The 23,583-nt window shown below is 66.8% G+C and carries 21 protein-coding genes; 14 read left to right on the forward strand and 7 right to left on the reverse strand.

The features are described from left to right. Positions 1-303: 303 nt before the first annotated feature. From ACLB90_RS02170 to ACLB90_RS02185, 4 genes are all read left to right on the forward strand, one after another. Positions 304-963: a TetR/AcrR family transcriptional regulator gene (locus tag ACLB90_RS02170; RefSeq protein ID WP_411851417.1), complete on the forward strand. Its 660-nt coding sequence runs from the start codon at positions 304-306 to the stop codon at positions 961-963. Beyond that, the gene (locus tag ACLB90_RS02175; protein WP_411851418.1) at positions 963-2,228 is read left to right on the forward strand and encodes an efflux RND transporter periplasmic adaptor subunit; all 1,266 of its coding nucleotides are present in this window, start codon (positions 963-965) and stop codon (positions 2,226-2,228) included. The genes ACLB90_RS02170 and ACLB90_RS02175 overlap by 1 nt, the downstream gene beginning before the upstream one ends. A 15-nt stretch (positions 2,229-2,243) precedes the next feature. Further along, complete coding sequence (locus tag ACLB90_RS02180; protein ID WP_411851419.1) at positions 2,244-5,417, forward strand: multidrug efflux RND transporter permease subunit; 3,174 nt, start codon at positions 2,244-2,246, stop codon at positions 5,415-5,417. 226 nt (positions 5,418-5,643) lie between these two features. Continuing rightward, entirely contained in the window at positions 5,644-6,528 is an 885-nt protein-coding gene (locus tag ACLB90_RS02185) for a hypothetical protein (RefSeq protein WP_411851420.1), read from the forward strand. Positions 6,529-6,618: 90 nt separating this feature from the next. Here ACLB90_RS02185 and ACLB90_RS02190 read toward each other — a convergent pair whose 3' ends face one another. After that, a complete protein-coding gene (locus ACLB90_RS02190) occupies positions 6,619-7,767 on the reverse strand; it encodes an acyl-CoA dehydrogenase family protein (RefSeq protein WP_411851421.1) in 1,149 nt (382 codons plus the stop codon). Between the two features lie 149 nt (positions 7,768-7,916). Between ACLB90_RS02190 and ACLB90_RS02195 the strand changes: the two genes are divergently transcribed. The 3 genes from ACLB90_RS02195 to metH are packed head-to-tail and all read left to right on the forward strand — an operon-like array spanning position 7,917 to position 12,614. Continuing rightward, complete coding sequence (locus ACLB90_RS02195; RefSeq protein ID WP_411851422.1) at positions 7,917-8,846, forward strand: ArsR/SmtB family transcription factor; 930 nt, start codon at positions 7,917-7,919, stop codon at positions 8,844-8,846. A 10-nt stretch (positions 8,847-8,856) separates the two neighbouring features. Next, positions 8,857-9,933 carry a homocysteine S-methyltransferase family protein gene (locus ACLB90_RS02200; RefSeq protein ID WP_411851423.1) on the forward strand — a complete coding sequence of 359 codons (1,077 nt, stop codon included), beginning with the start codon at positions 8,857-8,859 and terminating at the stop codon, positions 9,931-9,933. Next, entirely contained in the window at positions 9,930-12,614 is a 2,685-nt protein-coding gene (gene metH, locus ACLB90_RS02205; protein ID WP_411851424.1) for a methionine synthase, read from the forward strand. Before ACLB90_RS02200 ends, metH begins: the two co-directional genes overlap by 4 nt. Before the next feature lie 296 nt (positions 12,615-12,910). On the opposite strand, the gene ACLB90_RS02210 is transcribed toward metH, so the two are convergent. From ACLB90_RS02210 to ACLB90_RS02230, 5 genes are all read right to left on the reverse strand, one after another. After that, the gene (locus ACLB90_RS02210) at positions 12,911-13,603 is read right to left on the reverse strand and encodes a DUF2058 domain-containing protein (RefSeq protein WP_411851425.1); all 693 of its coding nucleotides are present in this window, start codon (positions 13,601-13,603) and stop codon (positions 12,911-12,913) included. A 9-nt stretch (positions 13,604-13,612) separates the two neighbouring features. Beyond that, a complete protein-coding gene (locus ACLB90_RS02215; protein ID WP_136003374.1) occupies positions 13,613-13,852 on the reverse strand; it encodes a SlyX family protein in 240 nt (79 codons plus the stop codon). After that, positions 13,845-15,194 carry a UDP-glucose dehydrogenase family protein gene (locus ACLB90_RS02220; RefSeq protein ID WP_411851426.1) on the reverse strand — a complete coding sequence of 450 codons (1,350 nt, stop codon included), beginning with the start codon at positions 15,192-15,194 and terminating at the stop codon, positions 13,845-13,847. Before ACLB90_RS02220 ends, ACLB90_RS02215 begins: the two co-directional genes overlap by 8 nt. Before the next feature lie 23 nt (positions 15,195-15,217). Beyond that, positions 15,218-16,198: an FKBP-type peptidyl-prolyl cis-trans isomerase N-terminal domain-containing protein gene (locus ACLB90_RS02225; RefSeq protein WP_411851427.1), complete on the reverse strand. Its 981-nt coding sequence runs from the start codon at positions 16,196-16,198 to the stop codon at positions 15,218-15,220. 83 nt (positions 16,199-16,281) lie between these two features. Continuing rightward, a complete protein-coding gene (locus ACLB90_RS02230; RefSeq protein ID WP_411851428.1) occupies positions 16,282-16,893 on the reverse strand; it encodes a glutathione peroxidase in 612 nt (203 codons plus the stop codon). 416 nt (positions 16,894-17,309) lie between these two features. On the opposite strand from ACLB90_RS02230, the gene ACLB90_RS02235 reads away from it, so the two are divergent. From ACLB90_RS02235 to ACLB90_RS02265, 7 genes are all read left to right on the forward strand, one after another. Then, positions 17,310-17,564: a hypothetical protein gene (locus tag ACLB90_RS02235; protein ID WP_017356486.1), complete on the forward strand. Its 255-nt coding sequence runs from the start codon at positions 17,310-17,312 to the stop codon at positions 17,562-17,564. 2 nt (positions 17,565-17,566) lie between these two features. Continuing rightward, complete coding sequence (locus ACLB90_RS02240) at positions 17,567-17,929, forward strand: GntR family transcriptional regulator (protein WP_017356485.1); 363 nt, start codon at positions 17,567-17,569, stop codon at positions 17,927-17,929. Further along, the gene (locus tag ACLB90_RS02245; RefSeq protein ID WP_411851429.1) at positions 17,926-18,801 is read left to right on the forward strand and encodes an ABC transporter ATP-binding protein; all 876 of its coding nucleotides are present in this window, start codon (positions 17,926-17,928) and stop codon (positions 18,799-18,801) included. The genes ACLB90_RS02240 and ACLB90_RS02245 overlap by 4 nt, the downstream gene beginning before the upstream one ends. After that, positions 18,798-19,820 carry a hypothetical protein gene (locus ACLB90_RS02250; protein ID WP_411851430.1) on the forward strand — a complete coding sequence of 341 codons (1,023 nt, stop codon included), beginning with the start codon at positions 18,798-18,800 and terminating at the stop codon, positions 19,818-19,820. The genes ACLB90_RS02245 and ACLB90_RS02250 overlap by 4 nt, the downstream gene beginning before the upstream one ends. A 24-nt stretch (positions 19,821-19,844) precedes the next feature. Then, positions 19,845-20,729 carry a GIN domain-containing protein gene (locus tag ACLB90_RS02255; RefSeq protein WP_411851431.1) on the forward strand — a complete coding sequence of 295 codons (885 nt, stop codon included), beginning with the start codon at positions 19,845-19,847 and terminating at the stop codon, positions 20,727-20,729. A 31-nt stretch (positions 20,730-20,760) separates the two neighbouring features. After that, positions 20,761-21,327 carry a hypothetical protein gene (locus ACLB90_RS02260; protein WP_411851432.1) on the forward strand — a complete coding sequence of 189 codons (567 nt, stop codon included), beginning with the start codon at positions 20,761-20,763 and terminating at the stop codon, positions 21,325-21,327. 94 nt (positions 21,328-21,421) lie between these two features. Next, positions 21,422-21,847 carry a hypothetical protein gene (locus ACLB90_RS02265; RefSeq protein WP_411851433.1) on the forward strand — a complete coding sequence of 142 codons (426 nt, stop codon included), beginning with the start codon at positions 21,422-21,424 and terminating at the stop codon, positions 21,845-21,847. A gap of 39 nt (positions 21,848-21,886) precedes the next feature. Here the strand turns inward: ACLB90_RS02265 and ACLB90_RS02270 are convergent, their stop codons facing one another. Beyond that, positions 21,887-23,302 (reverse strand): class II fumarate hydratase, encoded by a 1,416-nt coding sequence (locus ACLB90_RS02270; RefSeq protein WP_411851434.1) that lies wholly within the window; start codon positions 23,300-23,302, stop codon positions 21,887-21,889. Between the last annotated feature and the right edge of the window lie 281 nt (positions 23,303-23,583).

Consider the following 23,583-nt stretch of genomic DNA (forward strand, 5'->3'; position numbering starts at 1 on the left):
TGTTTTTCACGGTCTTGGCTGCTGGTTTTTGCGGTTTCATGGCAGAGCGGTGCGTGTTGCTCAGTTGGGAAAATGAAATTGTAGGCCTACCGCACGAAAATACCTTGCTGCAGGACGGAATAAGGTGATTCGGGTTGGGTGGCGTTTACATCGCGCCACTCAATCCGCCGGGGTACGGATGCAGGCACGGGTGATCCACGCAACGCAGCATCGGCCGCTTGTGTGGCAACTTGACGTTGGCCATCAGAAGCCGTGCGAATACAAGGCTTCTCCAATTCTGAACTGGACGGTATAGTCCACCGCGTGAATCCCCCACACCCCGCCGCCAGCACCCTGGACGCGCGCGACCAGCGCGTGTTCGATGCCGTGCGCGATCTGTTCGCCACCCAGGGCATGCAGATCAGCATGGACGCGGTGGCCCAGCACGCCGGGTGCTCCAAGCAGACGCTCTACAGCCGCTACGGCAGCAAGCAGGAACTGCTGCGCCGGGTGATGCAGCGGCATGTGAGCCGCGCCACCGCCGGGCTGCACAGCCTGGACCAGGGCGACCTGCGCGGCAGCCTGCTGCAGTTCGCCGGCGACTACCTCGAACACACCCACCAGCCGCACGTGGCCCAGGCCCGCCGGCTGATCGCCGCCGAGTCGGCGCGGTTTCCGCAGGAAGCCCGCGCCCTCTACCGCGATGGCGCGGGTGCGCTGCATCTTCACGTCGCTGAATGGTTGCAGGAGCGGAGCGCCCTCGGCCAGCTCAGCCATGACGACCCGCACTTCATGGCCGAACTGCTACTAAGCATGATCGCCGGCCTGGACGTCGAGAAACAGCGTTTCCATACCCCCCACCGCGCCGACGCCGCCGAGCGCCGTCGCTGGGCAGAATTCTCCGTTGACAGCTTCCTGCGCGCGTTCGCCGTGCCGGAAACCGCCGCGGCTCCGTCTTCAAACCAACACCGGAGTTTCTCCTGATGATCGCCCCACTCCGCACCCTTGCCCTGACGTGCGCAGTCGCTGTTGCACTGACCGCCTGCAAGAAGCCAGAGCAGCAGATGCCCCCGCCGCCGGAAGTGGGCGTGATCGATGCCAAGCCGCAGACGCTGCCGCTGCAGCGTGAGCTGGTCGGCCGCCTGTCGCCGTACCGCAGCGCCGATGTCCGCGCCCGCGTGCCGGGCGTGCTGCTCAAGCGCGTCTACCAGGAAGGCGCCGACGTCAAACAGGGCCAGGTCCTGTTCCTGATCGACCCGGCGCCGCTGCGCGCCTCGTTGAACGCCTCGCAGGCCGAACTGGCCTCGGCGCAGGCGACCTACGCCAACGCCAAGGCCGCCGCCAACCGCGCCCGCTCGCTGGCCCCGCAGAAGTTCGTGTCGCGCTCGGATCTGGACGCCGCCGAAGCGGCCGAACGCACCGCCGCCGCGGCCGTGCAGCAGGCCCAGGCCTCCCTGACCAGCGCGAAGATCAACCTCGGCTACGCCGAAGTGACCGCGCCGATCAGTGGCCGTGCCGGCAAGCAGCAGGTCACCGAAGGCGCGCTCGTCGGCCAGGGCGACGTGACCCTGCTGACCACGGTGGACCAGCTCGACCCGCTGTACGTGAACTTCTCGATGAGCGTGGACGAACTGACCCAGATGCGCGCGGCGCAGGCCAAGGGCCAGCTGGCCCTGAGCGGCGATGGCAAGTCCACCGTGCAGGTCAAGCTGGCCGACGGCACCGTCTACGACCAGCCGGGCACGCTGGACTTCTCCTCGACCACGGTCGACCCGGCCACCGGCGCGGTGTCGCTGCGCGCGGTGCTGCCGAACCCGCAGCAGATCCTGCTGCCGGGTGCCTTCGTCAGCTTCCAGGCGACCCTGGGCGAGCGCAACAACGCCTTCCTGGTGCCGCTGCAGGCCCTGCAGCGCGATACCACCGGTGGCTACGTGCTGGTGGTGGGCAAGGATGGCAAGGTCGCCCGCAAGAACGTCAAGAGCGAAGGCCAGCAGGGCAGCAACTGGCTGGTCAGCGGCGGCCTGGACGCCGGTGACAAGGTGATCGTGGCCGGCGTGCAGAAGGTCAAGGAAGGCGCGCCCGCCACGGCCAAGCCGTGGGATCCGGCCAGCGCCAACGCCAATGGCCAGGCCCCGGCTTCCGCGGGTGCCGCCCCGGCGGCCGCCAAGCCCGATGCTGCCGCCACGCCGGCCGATGCGCCCGCCGACAAGGCCGACGCGGCCCCCGCCGCCGAACCGAACAAGCAATAACGGGAACCGTCCGTCATGCCTAAATTTTTCATTGAACACCCGGTATTCGCCTGGGTGGTCGCGATCCTGATCTCGCTTTCGGGCGTGATCTCGATCCTGGGTCTGGGCGTGGAGTCCTACCCGAGCATCGCACCGCCCCAGGTGACGGTGAGCGCCACCTACCCCGGCGCCAGCGCCGACACCACCGAAAAATCGGTCACCCAGGTGATCGAGCAGCAGCTGACCGGTATCGATCACCTGCTGTACTTCAGTTCGTCCTCGGCCTCCAATGGCCGTGCCTCGATCACCCTGACCTTCGAGACCGGTACCGATCCGGACATCGCCCAGGTCCAGGTGCAGAACAAGGTGTCGCTGGCCACCCCGCGCCTGCCCACCGAAGTGACCCAGCAGGGCGTGGTGGTGGCCAAGGCCAACGCCGGCTTCCTGATGGTGGTGGCCCTGCAGTCGGACAGCGCCTCGATCGACCGTGACGCGCTCAACGACATCGTCGGTTCGCGCGTGCTCGACCAGATCTCGCGCATTCCCGGCGTCGGCAGCACCCAGCAGTTCGGTTCCGAGTACGCCATGAACATCTGGCTCAACCCGGAAAAGATGCAGGGCTATGGTCTGTCGGCCACCCAGGTGCTGGCCGCGATCAAGGACCAGAACGTCCAGTTCGCCGCCGGCTCGCTCGGCTCGGACCCGTCGCCGCAAGGCCACTACTTCACCGCCACCGTCTCGGCCGAGGGCCGCTTCAGCTCGCCCGATGAGTTCGAGAACATCATCCTGCGCGCCAATGCGGACGGCTCGCGGGTGATGCTGAAGGACGTTGCCCGGATCGCCTTCGGCGCCAACAACTACGGCTTCGATACCCAGTACAACGGCAAGCCGACCGGCGCCTTCGCGATCCAGCTGCTGCCGGGCGCCAATGCCCTGAACGTGGCCAACGCGGTCACCGCCAAGATGGATGAGCTGTCTCCCAGCTTCCCGGCGGGCGTGAGCTGGTTCTCGCCGTATGACAGCACCACCTTCGTCAAGATCTCGATCGAGGAAGTGGTCAAGACCCTGATCGAAGCAGTGGCACTGGTGTTCCTGGTGATGCTGATCTTCCTGCAGAACTTCCGCGCGACCCTGATCCCGACCCTGGTCATCCCGGTGGCCCTGCTCGGCACCTTCCTGGGCATGAGCGTCATCGGCTTCACCATCAACCAGCTCACCCTGTTTGCGATGGTGCTGGCGATCGGCATCGTGGTCGATGACGCGATCGTGGTCATCGAGAACGTCGAGCGCATCATGACCGAGGAGAAGCTGCCGCCCAAGGCCGCCACCCAGAAGGCCATGACCCAGATCACCGGCGCGGTGGTGGCCATCACCGTGGTGCTGGCGGCGGTGTTCATCCCCTCGGCCCTGCAGGGCGGTGCGGCCGGTGAGATCTACAAGCAGTTCGCGCTGACCATCGCCATCGCGATGGCGTTCTCCGCGTTCCTGGCGCTGGGCTTCACCCCGGCGCTGTGCGCGACCTTCCTCAAGCCGACGCATACCGACAAGCCGAACATCGTCTACCGCACCTTCAACAAGTACTACGACAAGATCAGTGGCACCTACGTGGGCCACATCACCTCGGCGGTGCGCCATGCGCCGCGCTGGATGATCCTGTTCGTGGTGCTCACCGTGCTGTGCGGCTTCCTGTTCACGCGCATGCCGGGCAGCTTCCTGCCCGAGGAAGACCAGGGCTACGCACTGGCGATCGTGCAGCTGCCGCCGGGTTCGACCAAGGCCCAGACCAACCAGGCCTTCGCGCAGATGCGTGGCGTGCTCAAGGACCAGGAAGGGTTCGAGGGCATGCTGCAGGTGGCCGGTTTCAGCTTCGTCGGTTCCGGCGAAAACGTCGGCATGGGCTTCATCCGCCTCAAGCCGTGGGACGAGCGCAAGGTCACCGTGCCCGAGTTCATCCAGAACATGAACGGGGCGTTCTACGGCATCAAGGAAGCGCAGATCTTCGTGGTCAACCTGCCCACCGTGCAGGGTCTGGGCCAGTTCGGCGGCTTTGACATGTGGCTGCAGGATCGCGGTGGTGCGGGCTACGAACAGCTGACGCAGGCACGCAACATCCTGCTGGGCAAGGCCGCACAGGAGAGCGACCTGCTCACCGGCGTGCGTCCCAACGGGCTGGAAAACGCCCCGCAGCTGCAGCTCCACGTGGACCGCGTGCAGGCGCAGACGATGGGCCTGTCGGTGTCGGACGTGTACAGCACCATCCAGCTGATGCTGGCCCCGGTGTACGTCAACGACTTCTTCTACGAAGGCCGCATCAAGCGCGTGACCATGCAGGCCGACGGCCCGTATCGCACCGGTGCCGAGTCGCTCAACAGCTTCTACACGCCCAGCAGCCTGCAGACCAACGCAGACGGCACCCCGGCGATGATTCCGCTGAGCACCGTGGTGAAGTCCGAGTGGATGTCCGCCCCGCCGTCGCTGAGCCGCTACAACGGCTACTCGGCGGTGAACATTGTCGGTTCGCAGGCACCGGGGCGCAGCTCGGGTGAGGCGATGCAGGCGATGGAGCGGATCGTCAGCGATGATCTGCCGGCCGGCTTCGGCTACGACTGGTCGGGCATGAGCTACCAGGAAATCCTGGCCGGCAACGCGGCGACCCTGCTGCTGGTGCTGTCCATCGTGGTGGTGTTCCTGTGCCTGGCCGCGCTGTATGAAAGCTGGTCGATCCCGGTGGCGGTGCTGCTGGTGGTGCCGTTGGGCGTGCTCGGCGCGCTGGCGTTCTCGCTGGCGCGTGGCCTGCCCAACGATCTGTACTTCAAGATCGGCCTGATCACCGTGATCGGTCTGGCGGCCAAGAACGCCATCCTGATCGTGGAGTTCGCGGTGGAGCAGCGTGCAGCGGGCAAGACCCTGCGTGAAGCCACCATCGAGGCCTCGCGCCTGCGCTTCCGCCCGATCCTGATGACCTCCTTCGCCTTCATCCTGGGCGTGGTGCCGATGGCCATCTCCACCGGTGCCGGCGCCAACGCCCGCCACGCCATCGGTACCGGCGTGATCGGCGGCATGGTGTTCGCCACCTTCCTGGGCCTGCTGATGATCCCGGTGTTCTTCATCGTGGTCCGCCGCATGCTGGGCGACAAGCTGGACGAGCCCTCCAAGGAGTTCGTCGAGCGTCAGAGCGAAGCCAACGCGACCCACCGTCCGGATCGTTGATCCGGCGGTGATGCGCTGAAACGAACAGGCCCCGGAGCGATCCGGGGCCTTTTTTCATTGCGCGTCTCCCCTCGCGCACGCCATGCGGATGGGACATGTCGTGATCGACACGGAGTTGTCCATCTGCGGACGCCGACACGATCCGGGCGGTACGGAGACGATAAAAGGAGGCCTCACGCGGACTGCGCTGGGGCACCGGCCTGTCGCACTCAACCGGAGGAATGACATGAAACACTGCATGACCAGTGCCGGGTGGCTGGCGCTGCTGCTGGCAACCGCGCTGCATCTGCCGGGCAACGCGCGCGCCAGTGGCCTTGTCGTGTGCGACAACTGCGTCAATCCACGGCAGATCGCCGCGGCCACCGGCCCCGGCCCCACGCTGGTGGTCGATCTGGCCCAGGTGAGGCTTCACGGCTTCGACGTGGAGTACGACAGAGAACTTCAGCGGTACAGGGCAATGACCACGGCGGTTCCATCCCCCGTATCCAGTGCCTTCCAGCGCATCATGGCACTCGCCAACCTGGATGCCTCCACACGCGCCGGAGGCAACGGGGCGGTGGTTCCGGTCCATCCTGACAACCCGGGCGCGGCCAATGGCATCGTGTTCCCGGAGGCCTTCAAGGACCACCGCGCCTACGATATCGTCCAGTCCGCCACCGCGCGCGCCAGGCTGGAAAGCAGCATTGGCGCCGCCTTCTCTGGCGCGACGACCCAGAGCACGGCATGGAATTCGATCTCGATCACCCTGTCATCGGTTGGCCTGGGCTTCGTCAGCCGCCTCTTCGGCGTTGAGTCGGTGACCTACGCAATCACGTGGCGCGATGGGTCGCAGACCCATCTCGTGCTTGAGCCGGATTCGGTCCATCAAGCGCGGTACGTCAGGGGCAGGAGCCGGGATGCACAGGGCAACCCCATTCCCGACGCGGCGGCCACCGGGCCGGAGGCCGGCGACATTTTTGCAGGGGACCACGGTTTCCCGGACGCTCACGCGATGCGTGAGTGGGTTCACACCGCAAAACTGTACGGCGTGCAGGTGGACGACGCACGGTACGACACGCTGAGGCTGCGCTGCACATGGAACGGCGAAACACTGGCATGTTCCAGTGGGTAGCCGGCGCGTCATGACACCGCCACACCCGGATCGACGCCCGGATGTGCGCTCAATGGGGCGGCGCCATCGCGGCGCCGCCCAGGGGCCTGCTCAGCGCAGGCCGGTTTCGTTGCGGGCAATCACCAACCGCTGGATCTCCGAGGTGCCCTCGTAGATTTCGGTGATCTTGGCATCACGGAAGTACCGCTCCAGCGGCATTTCCTTGGAGTAGCCCATGCCGCCGTGGATCTGCACGGCCTGGTGGGTGATCCACATTGCCGCTTCGGACGCGGTGAGCTTGGCAATGGCCGCTTCGTTGCTGAAGCGCTTGCCCTGGCCCTTCACCCATGCGGCGCGCAGGGTCAGCAGCAGCGCTGCGTCCAGCTTGCACTTCATGTCGGCGATCTTGGCCTGGGTCATCTGGAACGTGCCGATGGCCGCGCCGAATGCCTTGCGGTCCTTCACGTATTCCAGCGTTGCCTCGTAGGCGGCACGGGCGATGCCGATGGCCTGCGAGGCGATGCCGATGCGGCCTGCGTCGAGCACGCCCATCGCGATCTTGAAGCCTTCGCCTTCCTTGCCCACCACGTCGTCGGCAGCAGCCACGTAATCCTGGAACTCGATCTCGCAGGTGGCCGAGGCGCGGATGCCGAGCTTCGGCTCGGTCTTGCCGCGGTGGAAGCCAGCCTTGTCGGTGTCGATCATGAACGCGGTGATGCCACGCGCACCCTGGTCCGGGTCGGTCATGGCGAACAGCACGATGTACTTGGCCACCGGGCCGGAGGTGATCCAGCTCTTCTTGCCGTTGATCACATAGGTGCCATCGGCCTGCTTGACCGCGCGGCAGCGCATGGCAGTGGCGTCCGAACCGGACTGCGGCTCGGTCAGCGCGAACGCGCCGATGGCCTCGCCCTCGGCGATGGCGCGCACGTAGGTCTGCTTCTGCGCCTCGCTGCCGTGGGTCAGGATGCCGTTGCAGAACAGCGAGTTGTTGACCGACATGATGGTCGAATGCGCGGCGTCACCGGCGGCGACCTCCACCATCGCCAGTACATACGCAATCGGGTCCATGCCGGCGCCACCGTACTCGGCGGGCACTTCGATGCCCATCAGGCCGTTCTCGCCCAGCAGGCGGATGTTCTCCAGCGGGAACTCGCCGGTACGGTCGTGATGCTCCGCGCTGGGCGCGATCTTTTCCTGCGCGATGCGACGCGCGACGTCCTGCAGCATCAACTGCTCTTCAGTAAAGCTGAAATCCACAACACCCTCCCGGGAACATGGCGAAATGGGCTGCGGAATGCGCAGCCCAAGGTGGGGCGATTGTACCGAGCGGCGGTGATTCCGGGCTGACTTGACCCCGCACAGGCCAAAGGACGAAAATATCTCTATATCGCGATAGGTAGATATTTATGGATCTCGAGGACTGGTCTGTCCGGCTGAAAGTGTTCGCCGACGCCACCCGCGTGCGCCTGCTGGCGCTGCTGGAACAGGAAGAACTGACCGTGGCCGAGCTGTCGGCCATCACCACCTTGGCGCAGCCGCGCGTGTCCACCCATCTGGCGCGGCTCAAGGAAGCCGGGCTGGTGCGCGACCGGCGTTCCGGCGTGTCGGCGTACTACCGATTCGACGACGCGGCCTTGGACCCGGCGCAGCGCGCATTGTGGCACGCCCTGAGCACCGGTAGCGACGATCCGCTGCTGCGTCAGGATGCTGAACGCGTGGCCAGCGTGCTGGCCAGCCGCGCCGCAGACCAGAACTGGGCCGACAGCGTGGCCGGCGACATGGAGCGCCACTACTCCCCCGGACGCACCTGGGAGGCACTGGCGCGCACCGCGCTGCCGCTGCTGGAGACCGGCGACGTGCTCGATATCGCCTCCGGCGACGGCGTGCTCGCCGAACTGGTGGCCCCGCACGCCAAGCGCTATGTCTGCATCGACACCAGTGCACGCGTGGTTGCGGCGGCCAGCGAGCGCCTGCGCCGGCTGGCCAACGTGGAGGTGCGCGAGGGCGACATGCACGCCCTGCCCTTCAAGGACCGCAGCTTTGACCTGGTGGTGCTGATGCACGCGCTGACCTATGCCGCCAAACCGGCCCAGGCCGTGGCCGAGGGTGCGCGCGTGCTGCGCTCCGGCGGCCGCCTGCTGCTGTGCAGCCTGGCCCGGCATGAGCACCGGGCCGCCGTGGATGCCTATGGCCACGTCAACCTGGGCTTCAGCGACAAGGAACTGCGCAAGTTCGTGGAGAAGGCCGGCCTGGTCGTCTCCAGCCTGGAAACGGTGACCCGCGAGAAGCGCCCGCCGCACTTCGAAGTCATCTCGCTGATCGCCAGCAAGCCCTGAGGCCACCGTCATGTCCGCCCTGCCCTGGCTGCACCCCGATCGCGTCCATGCACTGGATGACGCGCTGGCGCGGCGCATCCTCATCATCGATGGCGCGATGGGCACGATGATCCAGCGCCACGGGCTGGAAGAAGGCGACTACCGCGGCGAGCGCTTCGCCGACGGCTACGACCACCTGCATGGCGCGGGCTGCGTCCATGACGGCACCGCACCGCAGGGGCACGACCTGAAGGGCAACAACGACCTCCTGCTGCTGACCCGGCCGGAGGTGATCGCGGGCATCCATACCGCCTACCTCGAGGCCGGTGCCGATCTGGTGGAGACCAACACGTTCAATGCGACGTCTGTCAGCCAGGCCGACTACCACCTGGAGCATCTGGTCTACGAACTCAACAAGGCCGGCGCGCAGGTGGCCCGCGCGTGCTGCGATGCGGTGGCCGCCACCACGCCGGGCAAACCGCGCTTCGTGATCGGCGTGCTCGGACCGACCAGCCGGACCGCGTCGATCAGTCCGGACGTCAACGATCCCGGCTTCCGCAACACCACCTTCGATGCGCTGCGCGAGACCTATCGCGACGCCATCGACGGCCTGATCGACGGCGGTGCCGACACCCTGATGGTGGAAACGATCTTCGACACCCTCAACGCCAAGGCGGCGCTGTACGCCATCGAAGAGGTGTTCGATGCCCGCGGCGGACGCCTGCCGATCATGATTTCCGGCACCATCACCGATGCCTCCGGGCGCACCCTGTCCGGACAGACCGCCGAAGCCTTCTACGCGTCCGTGGCGCACAGCCGCCCGTTGTCGGTGGGTCTGAACTGCGCGCTGGGGGCCAGCGACATGCGCCCGCACGTCGAAACGCTGTCCACGGTGGCCGACTGCCTGGTCAGCGCGCACCCCAATGCCGGCCTGCCCAACGCGTTCGGCGAGTACGACGAAACGCCCGAGGAGATGGCCACCACCCTGCGCGAGTTTGCCAGCGCCGGCCTGCTCAACCTGGTGGGCGGCTGTTGCGGCACCTCGCCGGCGCACATCCAGGCGATCGCCGAGGCCGTGGCCGACCTGCCCCCGCGTGCGCGCCCATGACCGCCTCCCCCTACACCCGCCTGTCCGGCCTTGAGCCGCTGGTGATCACGCCGGACCTGCTGTTCGTCAACATCGGCGAGCGCACCAACGTCACCGGCAGCGCGCAGTTCCGCAAGCTGGTCAAGGAGGAGCGCTACGAGGAAGCGGTGGACGTGGCGCGCCAGCAGGTTGCCAGCGGTGCGCAGATTCTCGACGTCAACATGGACGAGGGCCTGATCGATTCCGAGAAGGCGATGACGCGCTATCTCAACCTGATCATGTCCGAGCCGGACATCGCCCGGATTCCGGTGATGGTGGACTCCTCGAAATGGAGCGTGATCGAGGCCGGGCTGAAGTGCCTGCAGGGCAAGAGCGTGGTCAACTCGATCTCGCTGAAGGAGGGCCAGGCGCAGTTCGTCGAGCACGCGCGCAAGGTGCTGCGCTACGGCGCGGCCGCGGTGGTGATGGCCTTCGACGAGGATGGCCAGGCCGATACCTGCGCGCGCAAGGTCGAGATCTGCACGCGCGCCTACCGCATCCTGGTGGATGAGGTCGGCTTCCCGCCGCAGGACATCATCTTCGATCCGAACATCTTCGCAGTCGCCACCGGCATCGAAGAGCACGACAACTACGCGGTGGACTTCATCGAAGCCACCCGCATCATCAAGCGCACGCTGCCGCACTGCCATGTGTCCGGCGGGGTGTCCAACGTGTCGTTCTCCTTCCGCGGCAACGAAACGGTCCGCCAGGCGATCCATGCGGTGTTCCTGTACCACGCCATCGCGGCGGGCATGGACATGGGCATCGTCAACGCCGGCGCGATGCCGATCTACGACGAGCTGGACCCGGAGCTGCGCGAGCGTGTGGAGGATGTGATCCTCAACCGCCGCCGCGATGGCACCGAACGCCTGCTGGAGATCGCCGAGCGTTACAAGGGCAGGAAAGGCGAGGTCAAGGGCGAGGACCTGGCCTGGCGCGAGAAGCCGATCGACGCCCGTCTGGCGCATGCACTGGTGCACGGGCTGGACGCGTGGGTGGAGGCCGATACCGAAGAAGCGCGGATCCGTTCCAGCCGCCCGCTGGACGTGATCGAAGGGCCGTTGATGGATGGCATGAACGTGGTCGGCGACCTGTTCGGTGCCGGCAAGATGTTCCTGCCGCAGGTGGTCAAGTCCGCGCGCGTGATGAAGAAGGCGGTGGCCTACCTGCTGCCCTTCATCGAGGCCGAAAAGGCGCGCAGCGGCGACACCGCGCGCAGCAACGGCAAGATCATCATGGCCACGGTCAAGGGCGATGTGCACGACATCGGCAAGAACATCGTCGGCGTGGTCCTGGCCTGCAACAATTTCGAGGTGATCGACCTCGGCGTGATGGTGCCCGCGCAGAAGATCCTCGACGCCGCGCGTGCCGAGAACGCCGACATCATCGGGCTGTCCGGGCTGATCACCCCATCACTGGAGGAGATGAGCCACGTGGCGCGCGAAATGGAGCGCCAGGGCTTCACCCTGCCACTGATGATCGGCGGCGCCACCACCTCACGCGCGCATACCGCGCTGAAGATCGACCCGCACTACAAGGCGCCCACCATCTGGGTGAAGGATGCCTCGCGTGCGGTGGGCGTGGCCCAGTCGCTGATCTCCAGCGAACTGCGCGATGCCTTCGTCGCCGCCAACGAGGCCGACTACGCCGACATCCGTCTGCGCCACCGCAACCGCGGCGACGCCAAGCGCCTGGTGACCCTGGCCAAGGCACGCGCGCAGCGCTTCGACGGCGGCTGGGCAACGTACGTGCCGCCTGCCCCGCGCAGGCCCGGCCTGCACGTGCTCGACGACTACCCGCTGGCCGACCTGGTCGAGGTGATCGACTGGACCCCGTTCTTCCAGGCCTGGGAGCTGGCCGGCAAGTTCCCGGCCATCCTCACCGACGAGATCGTCGGCACCCAGGCCAGCGAGCTGTACCGCGACGCGCGCGCGATGCTGGACCGCATCGTCGGTGAGAAGTGGCTGACCGCCAAGGCCGTGTTCGGGCTGTGGCCGGCCAACAGCGTCGGCGACGACGTGCACCTGACCACCGATGGCGGGCCTGCCGTGCTGCACTTCCTGCGCCAGCAGGTCGACAAGCCGGTGGAGCGACCGGACTTCTGCCTGGCCGACTTCATCGCGCCGGCCGACAGCGGCCGGCAGGACTGGATCGGCGCGTTCGCGGTCACCGCGGGAATCGGCATCGACCCGCACGTGGCCCGTTTCGAGGCCGACCACGACGACTACAACGCGATCCTGCTCAAGGCACTGGCCGACCGCCTGGCCGAGGCGCTGGCCGAGCGCCTGCACCAGCACGTGCGCACCGACTACTGGGGCTACCAGCCCGACGAGCAGCTGGACAACGAATCGCTGATCGCCGAGAAGTACACCGGCATCCGCCCGGCACCGGGCTATCCGGCCTGTCCGGAACACAGCGAGAAAGCCACCCTGTTCCGCCTGCTCGACGCCGAACGCAACGCGGACATGCAGCTCACCGAGAGTTTCGCGATGCTGCCGACGGCGGCCGTGTCGGGTTACTACTTCAGCCACCCGCAGAGCCAGTACTTCGTGGTCGGCCGGGTAAGCCGCGAGCAGGTGGTGGACTACGCCAAACGCAAGGGCGTGGACCGCGTGCAGGCCGAGCGCTGGCTGGCCTCGAACCTGGACTACGATCCGGAATAAGCACCGCCGTATCGACGACGGAGGCGGTGGTGGAGCCGGTGGTGGGGCCGGCGATAAATCCGACGGTAAATCCGGCGGTAGAGCCGACGGTAGAGCCGACTGTTAGTCGGCTACCCTCCGAAGCAGCCGTCTAGCAGACGGCACTACTCCTTCCGAAGCAGCCGTCTAGCAGACGGCACTACTCCTTCCGAAGCAGCCGTCTAGCAGACGGCACTACCCATTCCGAAGCAGCCGTCTAGCAGACGGCACTACCCTCTTCCGAAGCGGCAACGGCGGCCCCGGCACTGCGCATCCCATCACCACACCAGGTCGTCAGGTACCTGGTAGGCAGGGTCCGCGTACGGGTCTTCTTCCACGGTGGCGTTGGGGTCCACCCGCAGCGCCACCGACGGGGCGAACACCGCTTCGGCTTCGTCCAGCACCGCCGCGGTCACCAGCAGGTAGCGCCCGTTCTGCTGCAGCACGCCGAGCTCGCCGGCGTTGAGCGCCTTGAGCTGGTCGGCGGTGACGTAGATGCGCTTGATCTTGCCGCCATACGGGAAGTGACGGGCGATGTCGGCGGCCTCGGCGTTCAGTCCTTTGCCCTCCAGCAGCACGTCGAGCCTGGCCTTGGCCTCGCGGCGCAGACGCGCCTCTTCCTGCTTCAGGCGCTCGGCCTCGATGCGGTCGTCTTTTTCCTTCTGGGCACGGATCGCATACGCCTTGGCGAGGTCGATGTCCTCGCGGGTGCGCGGTGCGCCGTTGCCGCCCTGCGGCGGACGGCCACCGGGCGCGCGGCCCTTGCCCTGCGGGCGGCGGTCGCCGCCGCGCGCGGGGCGCTGGCCTTCGCCGGGCTTGCCGGCAGGACGGGCGCCCTGCGGACGGTTGCCCGGGCGGCCGTCGCGGCGCGCCTCCGGCTTCCGGTCCGGCTTGCGCTCGGCGGTACGTTCGGGTTTGGGCGCGGCTTTGAAGCCCAGGCCCAGCAGCTGGTCGCGGAGGGTATCGCTCATGACGTCAGATCAGTAGTGCGGGGGCGGCGGCTCTTCGGCCGAGTCGGAATACAACGCATTGCGCACCTTGCCGAGGTCTTCGAGCAGGATCCGCGTCAGGTCGGCGTTGCGGCTGCCTTCCATGCGCGCATCGGCGAGGGCTTCGCTCAGTTCGGCCAGCGCGTGCTCCTGGAAGGACACACGCATTTCCAGTTCAACCAGCCGGGCTTCGAGCGCCTGTTCGCGCTCGGAGGGTGTGGAATCATGCATGCAGCGAACGTCCCCGGCCAATGCCGTAATAAGCCAGGCCCGCAGCTTCGATTTCCTGCGGGTCGTACAGATTGCGGCCGTCGAAGACCACCGCGTCCTTGAGGGTATCGCGCAGGCGGGTGAAATCCGGGCTGCGGAACTGCTTCCACTCGGTCACCACCACCAGCGCATCGGCACCCTCCAGGGCGTCGTAGGCGTTGTCGCAGAAGACCAGATCGTCGCGCTCGCCGAAGATGCGGCGCGCCTCGTCGGTGGCTTCCGGGTCGTAGGCGCGCACTGTCGCCCCGCCTTCCCACAACTGCGCCAGCAGGCGACGGCTGGACGCTTCGCGCATGTCATCGGTGTTGGGCTTGAAGGCCAGGCCCCATACCGCGAATGTACGACCGCGCACGCCTTCGTCCTCGCCACGATCGTAGTGACGCTGGATCAGGGTGAACAGATGGCCCTTCTGGGCATCGTTGACCGCTTCGACCGCATTGAGCAGCTTGGGCTCGTGGCCGTGCTGCTGCGCGGTACGCGCCAGCGCCTGCACGTCCTTGGGGAAGCAGGAACCGCCATAGCCGGCGCCGGGATAGATGAAGTGCCAGCCGATACGCGGGTCCGAACCGATGCCCTGGCGGACCTGCTCGATGTCGGCACCGACCTTTTCGGCGATGTTGGCGATTTCGTTCATGAACGAAATCTTGGTCGCCAGCATGGCATTGGCCGCGTACTTGGTCAGCTCGGCAGAGCGCACGTCCATTTCCACCACGCGGTCGTGGTTGCGGTTGAACGGCGCGTACAGGCGGCGCATCAGCGCCACCGAGTCGGGGTTGGCGGCACCCACCACGATGCGGTCCGGCCGCATGCAGTCGGCGACGGCGTCGCCCTCCTTGAGGAATTCAGGATTGGAGACCACGTCGAAGGCGATCTCCTCGCCCCGCGCGGCCAGTGCGGCGGCAATCGCCGCGCGCACCTTGTCGGCCGTGCCTACCGGCACGGTCGACTTGTTGACCACCACGGTCGGCACGGCCATGTGCCGGCCGATGGTGTCGGCCACCGCCAGCACGTACTGCAGGTCGGCGCTGCCGTCCTCGTCGGGCGGCGTGCCCACGGCGATGAAGATCACCTGCCCGTGTGCAACCGCGGCCGCCGCATCGGTGGTGAAGGTCAACCGCGACGCGGCGTGGTTGGCCTTGACCATCGGCTCGAGGCCGGGTTCGTAGATCGGGATGACGCCCCGGTTCAGGCCGTCGACCTTGGCCTGGTCGATATCCACGCAGACCACCTGGTGGCCGACGTCGGCCAGACAGGTACCGGTGACCAGACCGACATAGCCGGTGCCGAAAATCGCAACACGCATGACCGGGGAGACTCCAGAGTCGATTACGGAAGAACGTTCAGCAGCTCGACGTCGAACGTCAGCGTCGCGTTCGGGCCGATCGGACCACCCGGGGTGCCCTGCTCGCCGTAGGCCAGCTCACCGGGAATCCAGAAGCGGTACTTGGCGCCGGTCGGCATCAGCGAGACGCCTTCGGACCAGCCCTTGATGACCTGGTCCAGACCGAACTCGACCGGCTGGCCACGGCTGTAGCTGCTGTCGAACACGGTGCCGTCCAGCAGCTTGCCTTCGTAGTTCACGCGGACCTTGCTGGTCGGCATCGGACGATCGCCGCTGCCCGGACGCAGCACCTGGTACTGCAGGCCCGATGCGGTGGTGACCACGCCCGGCACGGTCTTGTTCTTGGCCATGAAGGCGTTGCCTTCAGTGCGGTTGGTGCCGGCCTGGGCGGCGGCCTTGGCCTGGCCCTCGGCCTGCTTGGCGGCCATGAAGCCTTCCAGCGTGGACTTGGCCTGCTCGGCGGTCATCTTCGGGGTGCCGTTGGCGAAGGTGGTGCCGATCGCGTCAAACAGCGCGTCCATGTCCACTTCGTCCTTCAGCTGCGCCAGCGACGGGCCGACGGCATAGCTGCCCAGCATCAGGCCGACCTTTTCGCGGTCCACCTTCGGCGGCGGCGTGCCCGGGGCCACGCCCGGCACCGGCTGGCCGCTTTTGGCCATCACGGCCTGGCGCAGGGCGGCGTCGGTCTTCTGCGCCTCTTCCTGGCTGATCAGCGGCGGCTTGCCTTCAAAGGCATTGGTGACGCCACGACGCAGCGCGGCCAGGTCGATCTCGCTGGAAATCGGAGCGAACGAGTTGGCCACATCGATACCGATGGCGTAGCCGAGCTTTTCCCGTTGGGAGTTCAAAGCGGAAGTCTCCTTGGCAGCCGCACGCGCGGCCGGTTGTTGCGACATCACGGTACCGGTGGCACCCATCGCCAGAATCAGAACCGACGCCGCGGCGCCGCGCATTCCCATCTTCATTCGCTGCATTCCTGGAAGTGACTGGACGCCGACGTCGGCGCGAAACGCCCATTGTCGCACGCATGTACGAGATGTCGAGGCACTCAGCGTGCCGCCTTGCCTGCCGACAGCTCGCGTTCGATGGCCGCCACCAGCGCCGCATCATCCGGCTTGACCTTGCTGGGGAACTGCGCAACCACCCGCCCATCGCGCGCGATCAGGTATTTGTGGAAGTTCCAGCCCGGCGCCACGCCGGTGGCCTGGGTCAGGCGCTGATAGAGCGGTGTCGCCCCGGCGCCGGTGACCTGCACTTTCTGGAACATCGGGAACTTCACGCCGTAGGTCAGCGTGCAGAACTCCTGGATCTGGGCCTCGTCGCCGGGTTCCTGGCCCTTGAAATCGTTGGACGGGAAGCCGAGCACCGAGAAGCCGCGCGCGGCGTACTTCTTCTGCAGTGCTTCCAGGCCTTCGTACTGCGGAGTGAACCCGCACTTGCTGGCGGTATTGACCACCAGCAGCACCTTGCCGCCGTACTGCTGCTGCAGGTTGACCTCGCCCTTGCCGGCCAGCGGGCGGTAGCTGAGATCCAGCAGGCCGGCCGCAGGCGCCGCCACGGCGGCGCCAACCACCACGCCCAGCAGCAGGGTCGCAGCGGCCCAGCCACGGGCGCGGGTGCCGGGGCGGCGGAAGGACGACAACAGGCGGGCGTGGAACATCGAACACTCCAGGGCATGGAAACCAGCGGAAAGGCGCCGTCCGGCGCACGCGGCGCAGGCCCGGCAGGGCATCGGCCGCACTATATCACCGGGGTTTTCAGCGCCGCGTGCCGGTGGGCGGCGCGCGTGGCCATGCGGCGGCCTTGCCGTTTCTGGCGGTCGAACCGACGTGGGCGCGCCCGCCTCGGAATCGGCTGAATAGGCGTTAGCCTTGTCTTTTCATTGACATGACTGAACCCGCGCTGCGCCTGAACAGCCCGACGAACCTCCCCATAATTAATAAAATCAATACCTTATAGATGACAATCCGCTTTCAGCGTGCCCCTGCCATCAGTTGGGTGTCGCCCCGTATTGATCTTCGGCGTGCCGGTGTTATAGTTGCATACAACACCAGTCACCTGAGACAGGGGAAGCCCATGAACCGCATGCGCCACCACACCGCCAAAACCCTCACGGCCGCGTCCGCGCTGCTGCTGCTGGGCTGGTTCGGTACCCCCGCCTCGGATGATGCCGGCAGTTCCGCCGGTTCCGGTGCGTTTGCAGGCCCGCAGGATGCAGGTGTCATCGAGGCAGGGACCGCCGACGGCGCCCCCCGCCCTCCCCGCCGGCTGCACAGCTCCCTGTCCATGCCTTACTTCTCATTCGCACAGTCGCTGAACCCACGGAGCTGACCATGAGCGATATTCAATGGAGCGATGGCGCTCCGATCTACCGTCAGCTGAAGGAACGCGTCATCGCCATGATGCTCGACGGCATCATCAAGCCCGGCGATGCTCTGCCCTCGGTCCGGCAGGTTGCCGCCGAGTACCAGCTCAACCCCATCACCGTCTCGCGCGCTTACCAGGAACTGGCTGATGAAGGCCTGGTCGAGAAGCGCCGCGGCCTGGGGATGTTCATGACCGAGGAAGCGGCCACGCAGCTGCGCAGCAGCGAGCGCGACCGGTTCCTCAACGAAGAATGGCCATTGGTGCTCGAGCGCATCCAGCGCCTGGGCCTGAACCTCGACGATCTGCTGCCCCAGGGGAAATCCTCATGAATGCCGTTGCAAGTGATGTCGTCATCTCCGCACGTGGCCTGCGCAAGGCGTACAAACAGACGCTCGCGCTGGACAACACCAGCTTCTCCATCGCGCCGGGCCGCATCACCGGCCTGATCGGCCCCAACGGCGCCGGCAAGACCACGGTGCTCAAGGCGCTGCTGGGCCTGACCGGTGTCGAGGGCGACCTGCAGGTCCTGGGCATGGACCCGCGGACGCAGCGCAACGCGCTGATGAACGACATCTGCTTCATCGCCGACGTGGCGGTGCTGCCGCGCTGGCTCAAGGTGCGCGAGGCGATCGACTTCGTGGCCGGGGTACACCCGCGCTTCGACCGCGCCCGCTGCGAACGCTTCCTGGCCAGCACCAAGCTGCAGCCCAAGCAGCGTGTACGCGAACTGTCCAAGGGCATGATCGTGCAGCTGCACCTGGCGCTGGTGATGGCCATCGATGCCAAGGTGCTGGTGCTGGACGAGCCGACCCTCGGCCTGGACATCCTGTACCGCAAGGAGTTCTACCAGCGCCTGCTGGAGGACTACTTCGACGAGCAGAAGACCATCATCGTCACCACCCACCAGGTTGAGGAGATCGAACACATCCTCACCGATGTGATGTTCATCCGCGACGGTCGCATCGTGCTGACCACCGATATGGAAGACATCGGCGAACGCTACACCGAAGTCCTGGCCTCGGCCGATACGGTGGAGCTGGCGCGCGCGCTGAAGCCGATCGACGAGCGTGCCCTGCCGTTCGGCAAGACCGTCCTGCTGTTCGATGGGGTGCCGCGCGATCAGCTCACCACGCTTGGCGAGATCCGCAGCCCCGGGCTGGCGGACCTGTTCGTGGCCATCATGAAGGGAACCTACGCATGAACACCGTCCACTACCACCCGATCAGCAAGGCCAGCACCTTCAAGTGGATGCTCAAACGCGAGTACTGGGAGAACCGTGGCGGGTTCCTGTATGCACCCTTCATCGCCGGCGGCATCTCGCTGCTGATGAGCCTGCTCGGCATCCTGTTCGGCCTGTTCGCCCTGCACCGCGCCGCCAAGAGCGGCGGGCTGATCGTCGATGACAAGAGCATCAACATCAACGGCCTGGACCTGAACGTGCTGACCGGCCAGCTCGACGCCAAGGACATGGCCGATCTGGCCAACGCGCTCGACCTGACCCTGCTGCTCAGCTCCGGCTGGCCGTTCGTGGTGCTCACCTTCGTGGTGTTCTTCTACTGCCTGGGTGCGTTGTACGACGATCGTCGCGACCGCAGCATCCTGTTCTGGAAGTCGCTGCCGCTGTCGGATACCCAGACCGTGCTCGCCAAGGCCACCAGCGCACTGCTGATCGCCCCGGTCATCGCGGTGGTCGCCGCCCTCGCCACGATGCTGGGCTTCCTGGCGATCATCTCGGTGGTGGCGCTGGCCCACGGGGGCGACCCGATGACCCTGATCTGGGGACCGGCCAGCCCGTTGTCGATCGTCATGGGCTACGTCGCCCGCCTCCCGGTGTACCTGCTGTGGGCGCTGCCGACCGTGGGCTGGCTGCTGATGTGCTCGGCCTGGGCCAAGTCCAAGCCGTTCCTGTGGGCAGTGATGCTGCCGCTGTTCGCCGGCATCGTGGTCAGCAGCACCAACCTGATGTCCGCCTTCGGCCTGACCACCGGCTGGTTCTGGGGGCACATCGTCGGCCGCCTGCTGCTGGGCACCTTCCCCGGCATCGATGTTGCCTACGGCGGGGAGGCCCGGATCACCGGTTCGGACCAGCTGGTGAGCATGCTGTCGCCGGCGCAGCACCTGTCCACGCTGCAGCAACCGGAACTGTGGATCGGCGCAGCCGTCGGTATCGTGTTCCTGATCGTCGCCATCCGCCTGCGCCGCCGCGCCGGTGAAATCTGATTCCGCCCTGTCGAGGACCGTCCCATGCTCCGTACCCTTGCCGTTGCTTCCCTGTTGTTGCTGCCCCTGACCGCGCTGGCCGACACGCCGCAGTGCAGGTTCAATGCGCCGCGCGATCTGGCGCTGGACCTGGCCGGTGCCAAGGCGGTGGTGTTCGAAGTCAACCAGCATGATCTGGTGCTGACCGCCGGCAACGGCCCGGCCCGGCTCAGCGGCCGCGCCTGTGCGTCCGATGAGGATCTGCTGCGCGATCTGACCGTCACCCAGCAGAAAGCCGGCGACAAGCTGGTGGTGCGGCTGCAGCGCGAACCGCGCGGCGGCCTCTCGCTGGGAGGCAGCCGCTATGCCTACCTGGACCTGCGCGGCAGCGTGCCGGACACCATGCTGGTGCAGTTCAAGGTCGGCTCCGGCGACGCCAGCGGCACCGGCCTGCACTCGGCCAGCGCCGATGTCGGTTCGGGCGATGTCACGTTGAAGGACATCAAGGGCCTGGTCACCGCAGCAGTCGGCTCGGGCGATATCGTGCTCGACGGTGCCGGTTCGCTGAACCTGCTCAACCTAGGCTCAGGCGACTTCAAGGGCCGCAACGTGCGCGGCACGGCCAAGGTCGGCAACGTCGGCTCGGGCGATGTCGAGCTGGACGGCGTTGGCAGCGACATCGAGATCGGCGTACTCGGCTCCGGCAACATCGACGTGCGCCAGGTCAAGGGCAACGTCCGCGTGGGCACCGTGGGCTCCGGCGAGGTGGAACTGCGCGACGTGGGCGGCAGCGTCAGCGTGGATCGACATGGCTCCGGCGACATCACCGTGCGCGATGTGCGCGGCGACCTGACCGTGAACCACAGCGGCAGCGGCGATGTCCGTCACAGCGGCATCGGCGGTCGCATCACCCTGCCCCGCGGCAAGTAAGCCTTCCCTTTCCAACGACGGAACCTCGCCCATGAACACCCGACTGCTACTGCCCGCGCTGCTGCTGTGCCTGCCCCTGGCCGCCTGCGGCAACCGTGACAAGCCCGCCGCCGAGCTGGACACCGCGTCCATCGGCCAGAAGGTGCAGGAAGCCACCGACAAGGCACGCAAGGAGATCGCGCAGGGCAACATTTCCGTGTCGGACGGCAACAGCATCAAGGCCGAGATCACCCCGCAAGGCGATTTCCTGGTCAACGGCGAGAAGATTCCGCTGGACGCGTCCCAGCGTGCGCTGATGCTGGACTACCGCAAGCAGGTCGAAGCGCTTGCCGGTGCCGGCATGGATATCGGCGTCGCCGGCGCCGGCCTGGGCGTGAAGGCGGCCAGCGAGGCGCTCAAGGGCATCTTCTCCGGCGACACCCAGGGCATCGAAGAACGCGTCAACGCCGAGGCGGCCAAGATCGAGGCCGAGGCGAAGAAGCTGTGCGGGCTGCTGCCGGGCATGATGGCCCGCCAGCAGGCGCTGGCCGCGGCGGTGCCGGCCTTCAAGCCCTACGCCACGATGGACCAGAGCGACATCAACGACTGCGGCAAGTAAGCGTCACCGGCCTGCGACGTTCGGTCGCAGGCCGGCCCCGCCGCACGGGGGGAGGACTACAATCGGGGTCCCCTTACGCGTGCGTTGCCTGCTCATGAAGAAGCTGTGCCTGCTGCTGTTCGCCCTGTTCTGCCTGGCCGCCACCGGCTGCGACCAGGAGTACCGCAATCACCGTGCCGAGCGCGGCAAGCCGAAGATCACCGTCAGCGACGGCATGGTCACCGTGCGCCGCGCGCCCGCGCCGAACATCATCGTGCTGCCCAACGGCCACATGAAGATCGACGAGATCGAGATTCCGCTGGATGCCGGCCAGCAGGCCATGCTCCAGCAGATGTTCGGCCAGTTGCAGGTGCTGCGCCAGAACACCCTCACCGATGCCGCGCCGGACCCGGCCAAGCGCTCGGTCAAGATCCAGGTGCCGGACGGCATGCAGCCGATTCCGCCGGATCTGGTCGCGCGCATCCCGGAGTTCAAGGACTACACCGAGACCTTCGACAACCTGCAGGCCGATCGGCACTGAACCGGTAGAGCCGACCGCGGGTCGGCTCCACCACAGGGATCAACCGCCGCCGCCACCGCCGCCGGCGTGGATGCCACCGGCGGTCAGCGCCGCCGGGTCGAGCAGCGTGCGCAGTTCGGCCTCGGACAGCCCGCTGTCTTCCTTGGCCACGTCCAGCACCGGCCGCTGTTCCTTGTAGGCGCGCTTGGCGATCGCGGCGGCCTTTTCGTAACCGATGATCGGGTTCAGCGCAGTCACCAGGATCGGGTTGCGGTCCAGCGCTTCGCGCACGCGGTCTTCGCGCACCGTCAGCCCGGCGATCGCCGTATCGGCCAGCAGGCGCGAGATGTTGGCGAGCAGGCCGATGCCATCGAGCAGGTTGGCCGCGATCAACGGCAGCGTCACGTTCAACTGGAAGTTGCCGGTCTGCCCGGCCACGGTGATCGCGGTGTGGTGCCCGATCACCTGCGCGCACACCATCACCGTCGCTTCCGGGATCACCGGATTGACCTTGCCCGGCATGATCGAACTGCCCGGCTGCAGCGCCGGCAGTTCGATCTCGCCCAGCCCCGCCAGCGGACCGGCATTCATCCAGCGCAGATCGTTGGCGATCTTGATCATCGCCACCGCCAGCGCATTGAGCTGCCCGGACAGTTCCACCGCATCGTCCTGCGCGGCCAGGCCTTCGAACTTGTTCTCGGCGCTGTCGAACTTGACCCCGGTCTGCTGCTTGAGCGCCTTGGCCACGCGTTCGCCAAAGCGCGGGTCGGCGTTGATGCCGGTGCCGATCGCCGTGCCGCCCAGCGGCAGCCGGCGCAGCCGCTTGAGGCTGTCCTCGATGCGCGCCTGCGCCGAGGCGAGCTGTGCCGACCACGCGCCGAACTCCTGCTCGAAGGTGAGCGGCATCGCATCCATCAGGTGGGTGCGGCCGGTCTTGACCACCTTGCGCAGGCTGCGGCCTTTCCTGTCGATGGTCTTGCGCAGGTGCACCAGCGCCGGCAGCAGCTGTTCGTGCACACCGAGCAGCGCAGACACGCGCAGTGCGGTGGGAATCACGTCGTTGGAGCTCTGGCCCTGGTTGACGTGGTCGTTGGGGTGCACCGCGACCTTGCCGGCCTTGCCCGCGCGGTTGGCGAGCGTGGCGATGACCTCATTGGCATTCATGTTCGACGACGTGCCCGACCCCGTCTGGTAGACGTCGATCGGGAAGTGCGCGTCATGCCGGCCGTCGGCGACATCGGCCGCCGCGACCTCGATGGCCTTGGCGATGTTCTTCGGCAGATGGCCCAGCTCGGCATTCACCGATGCGGCCGCGCCCTTGACCAGCCCCAGCGCGCGGATGAACCCGCGCGGCATGCGCTGCCCGGACACCGGGAAATTGTTCACCGCGCGCTGCGTCTGCGCGCCCCACAACGCATCGGCGGGCACCTGCAGCTCACCCATGCTGTCGTGTTCGATCCTGAAACCCTTGCTCATTGCATGACTCCGCGATTCTTTCAGTGTGGAAAGGGAATGGCGGCTGGCAACGGGCCCGATTCCCTGGCTGGCGGCTCTGCGCACGATACTCCGATGCCGCATTGAAACCCAAGCACGCCGACGATCGGCTAGACTCGGGATCCACGTCCATTCAGAAAGCAATCCGCCCCCTATGGGTGACGACCCCGACAGTAGTTCCCGGCGTGCCGACGCGCACGCATCGCTGCCCGCGCCGCGCGCCGGCCTGTACACCGCCATGCCGATGACGACGTCATCGCGGG

The sequence above is a fragment of the Stenotrophomonas sp. LGBM10 genome, assembly GCF_046736075.1.
Lineage (GTDB): Bacteria > Pseudomonadota > Gammaproteobacteria > Xanthomonadales > Xanthomonadaceae > Stenotrophomonas.

Bases quoted from the DNA above. Each gene is read 5' to 3' on its own strand.
- ACLB90_RS02260 (WP_411851432.1), top strand. From the start codon at position 20,761: ATGAACACCCGACTGCTACTGCCCGCGCTGCTGCTGTGCCTGCCCCTG.
- ACLB90_RS02235 (WP_017356486.1), top strand. From the start codon at position 17,310: ATGAACCGCATGCGCCACCACACCGCCAAAACCCTCACGGCCGCGTCC.
- ACLB90_RS02180 (WP_411851419.1), top strand. From the start codon at position 2,244: ATGCCTAAATTTTTCATTGAACACCCGGTATTCGCCTGGGTGGTCGCG.
- ACLB90_RS02270 (WP_411851434.1), bottom strand. From the start codon at position 23,302: ATGAGCAAGGGTTTCAGGATCGAACACGACAGCATGGGTGAGCTGCAG.
- ACLB90_RS02185 (WP_411851420.1), top strand. From the start codon at position 5,644: ATGAAACACTGCATGACCAGTGCCGGGTGGCTGGCGCTGCTGCTGGCA.
- ACLB90_RS02255 (WP_411851431.1), top strand. From the start codon at position 19,845: ATGCTCCGTACCCTTGCCGTTGCTTCCCTGTTGTTGCTGCCCCTGACC.
- ACLB90_RS02195 (WP_411851422.1), top strand. From the start codon at position 7,917: ATGGATCTCGAGGACTGGTCTGTCCGGCTGAAAGTGTTCGCCGACGCC.
- ACLB90_RS02175 (WP_411851418.1), top strand. From the start codon at position 963: ATGATCGCCCCACTCCGCACCCTTGCCCTGACGTGCGCAGTCGCTGTT.
- ACLB90_RS02250 (WP_411851430.1), top strand. From the start codon at position 18,798: ATGAACACCGTCCACTACCACCCGATCAGCAAGGCCAGCACCTTCAAG.
- ACLB90_RS02200 (WP_411851423.1), top strand. From the start codon at position 8,857: ATGTCCGCCCTGCCCTGGCTGCACCCCGATCGCGTCCATGCACTGGAT.
- ACLB90_RS02225 (WP_411851427.1), bottom strand. From the start codon at position 16,198: ATGAAGATGGGAATGCGCGGCGCCGCGGCGTCGGTTCTGATTCTGGCG.
- ACLB90_RS02210 (WP_411851425.1), bottom strand. From the start codon at position 13,603: ATGAGCGATACCCTCCGCGACCAGCTGCTGGGCCTGGGCTTCAAAGCC.
- ACLB90_RS02215 (WP_136003374.1), bottom strand. From the start codon at position 13,852: ATGCATGATTCCACACCCTCCGAGCGCGAACAGGCGCTCGAAGCCCGG.
- ACLB90_RS02265 (WP_411851433.1), top strand. From the start codon at position 21,422: ATGAAGAAGCTGTGCCTGCTGCTGTTCGCCCTGTTCTGCCTGGCCGCC.
- ACLB90_RS02240 (WP_017356485.1), top strand. From the start codon at position 17,567: ATGAGCGATATTCAATGGAGCGATGGCGCTCCGATCTACCGTCAGCTG.
- metH (WP_411851424.1), top strand. From the start codon at position 9,930: ATGACCGCCTCCCCCTACACCCGCCTGTCCGGCCTTGAGCCGCTGGTG.
- ACLB90_RS02230 (WP_411851428.1), bottom strand. From the start codon at position 16,893: ATGTTCCACGCCCGCCTGTTGTCGTCCTTCCGCCGCCCCGGCACCCGC.
- ACLB90_RS02245 (WP_411851429.1), top strand. From the start codon at position 17,926: ATGAATGCCGTTGCAAGTGATGTCGTCATCTCCGCACGTGGCCTGCGC.
- ACLB90_RS02220 (WP_411851426.1), bottom strand. From the start codon at position 15,194: ATGCGTGTTGCGATTTTCGGCACCGGCTATGTCGGTCTGGTCACCGGT.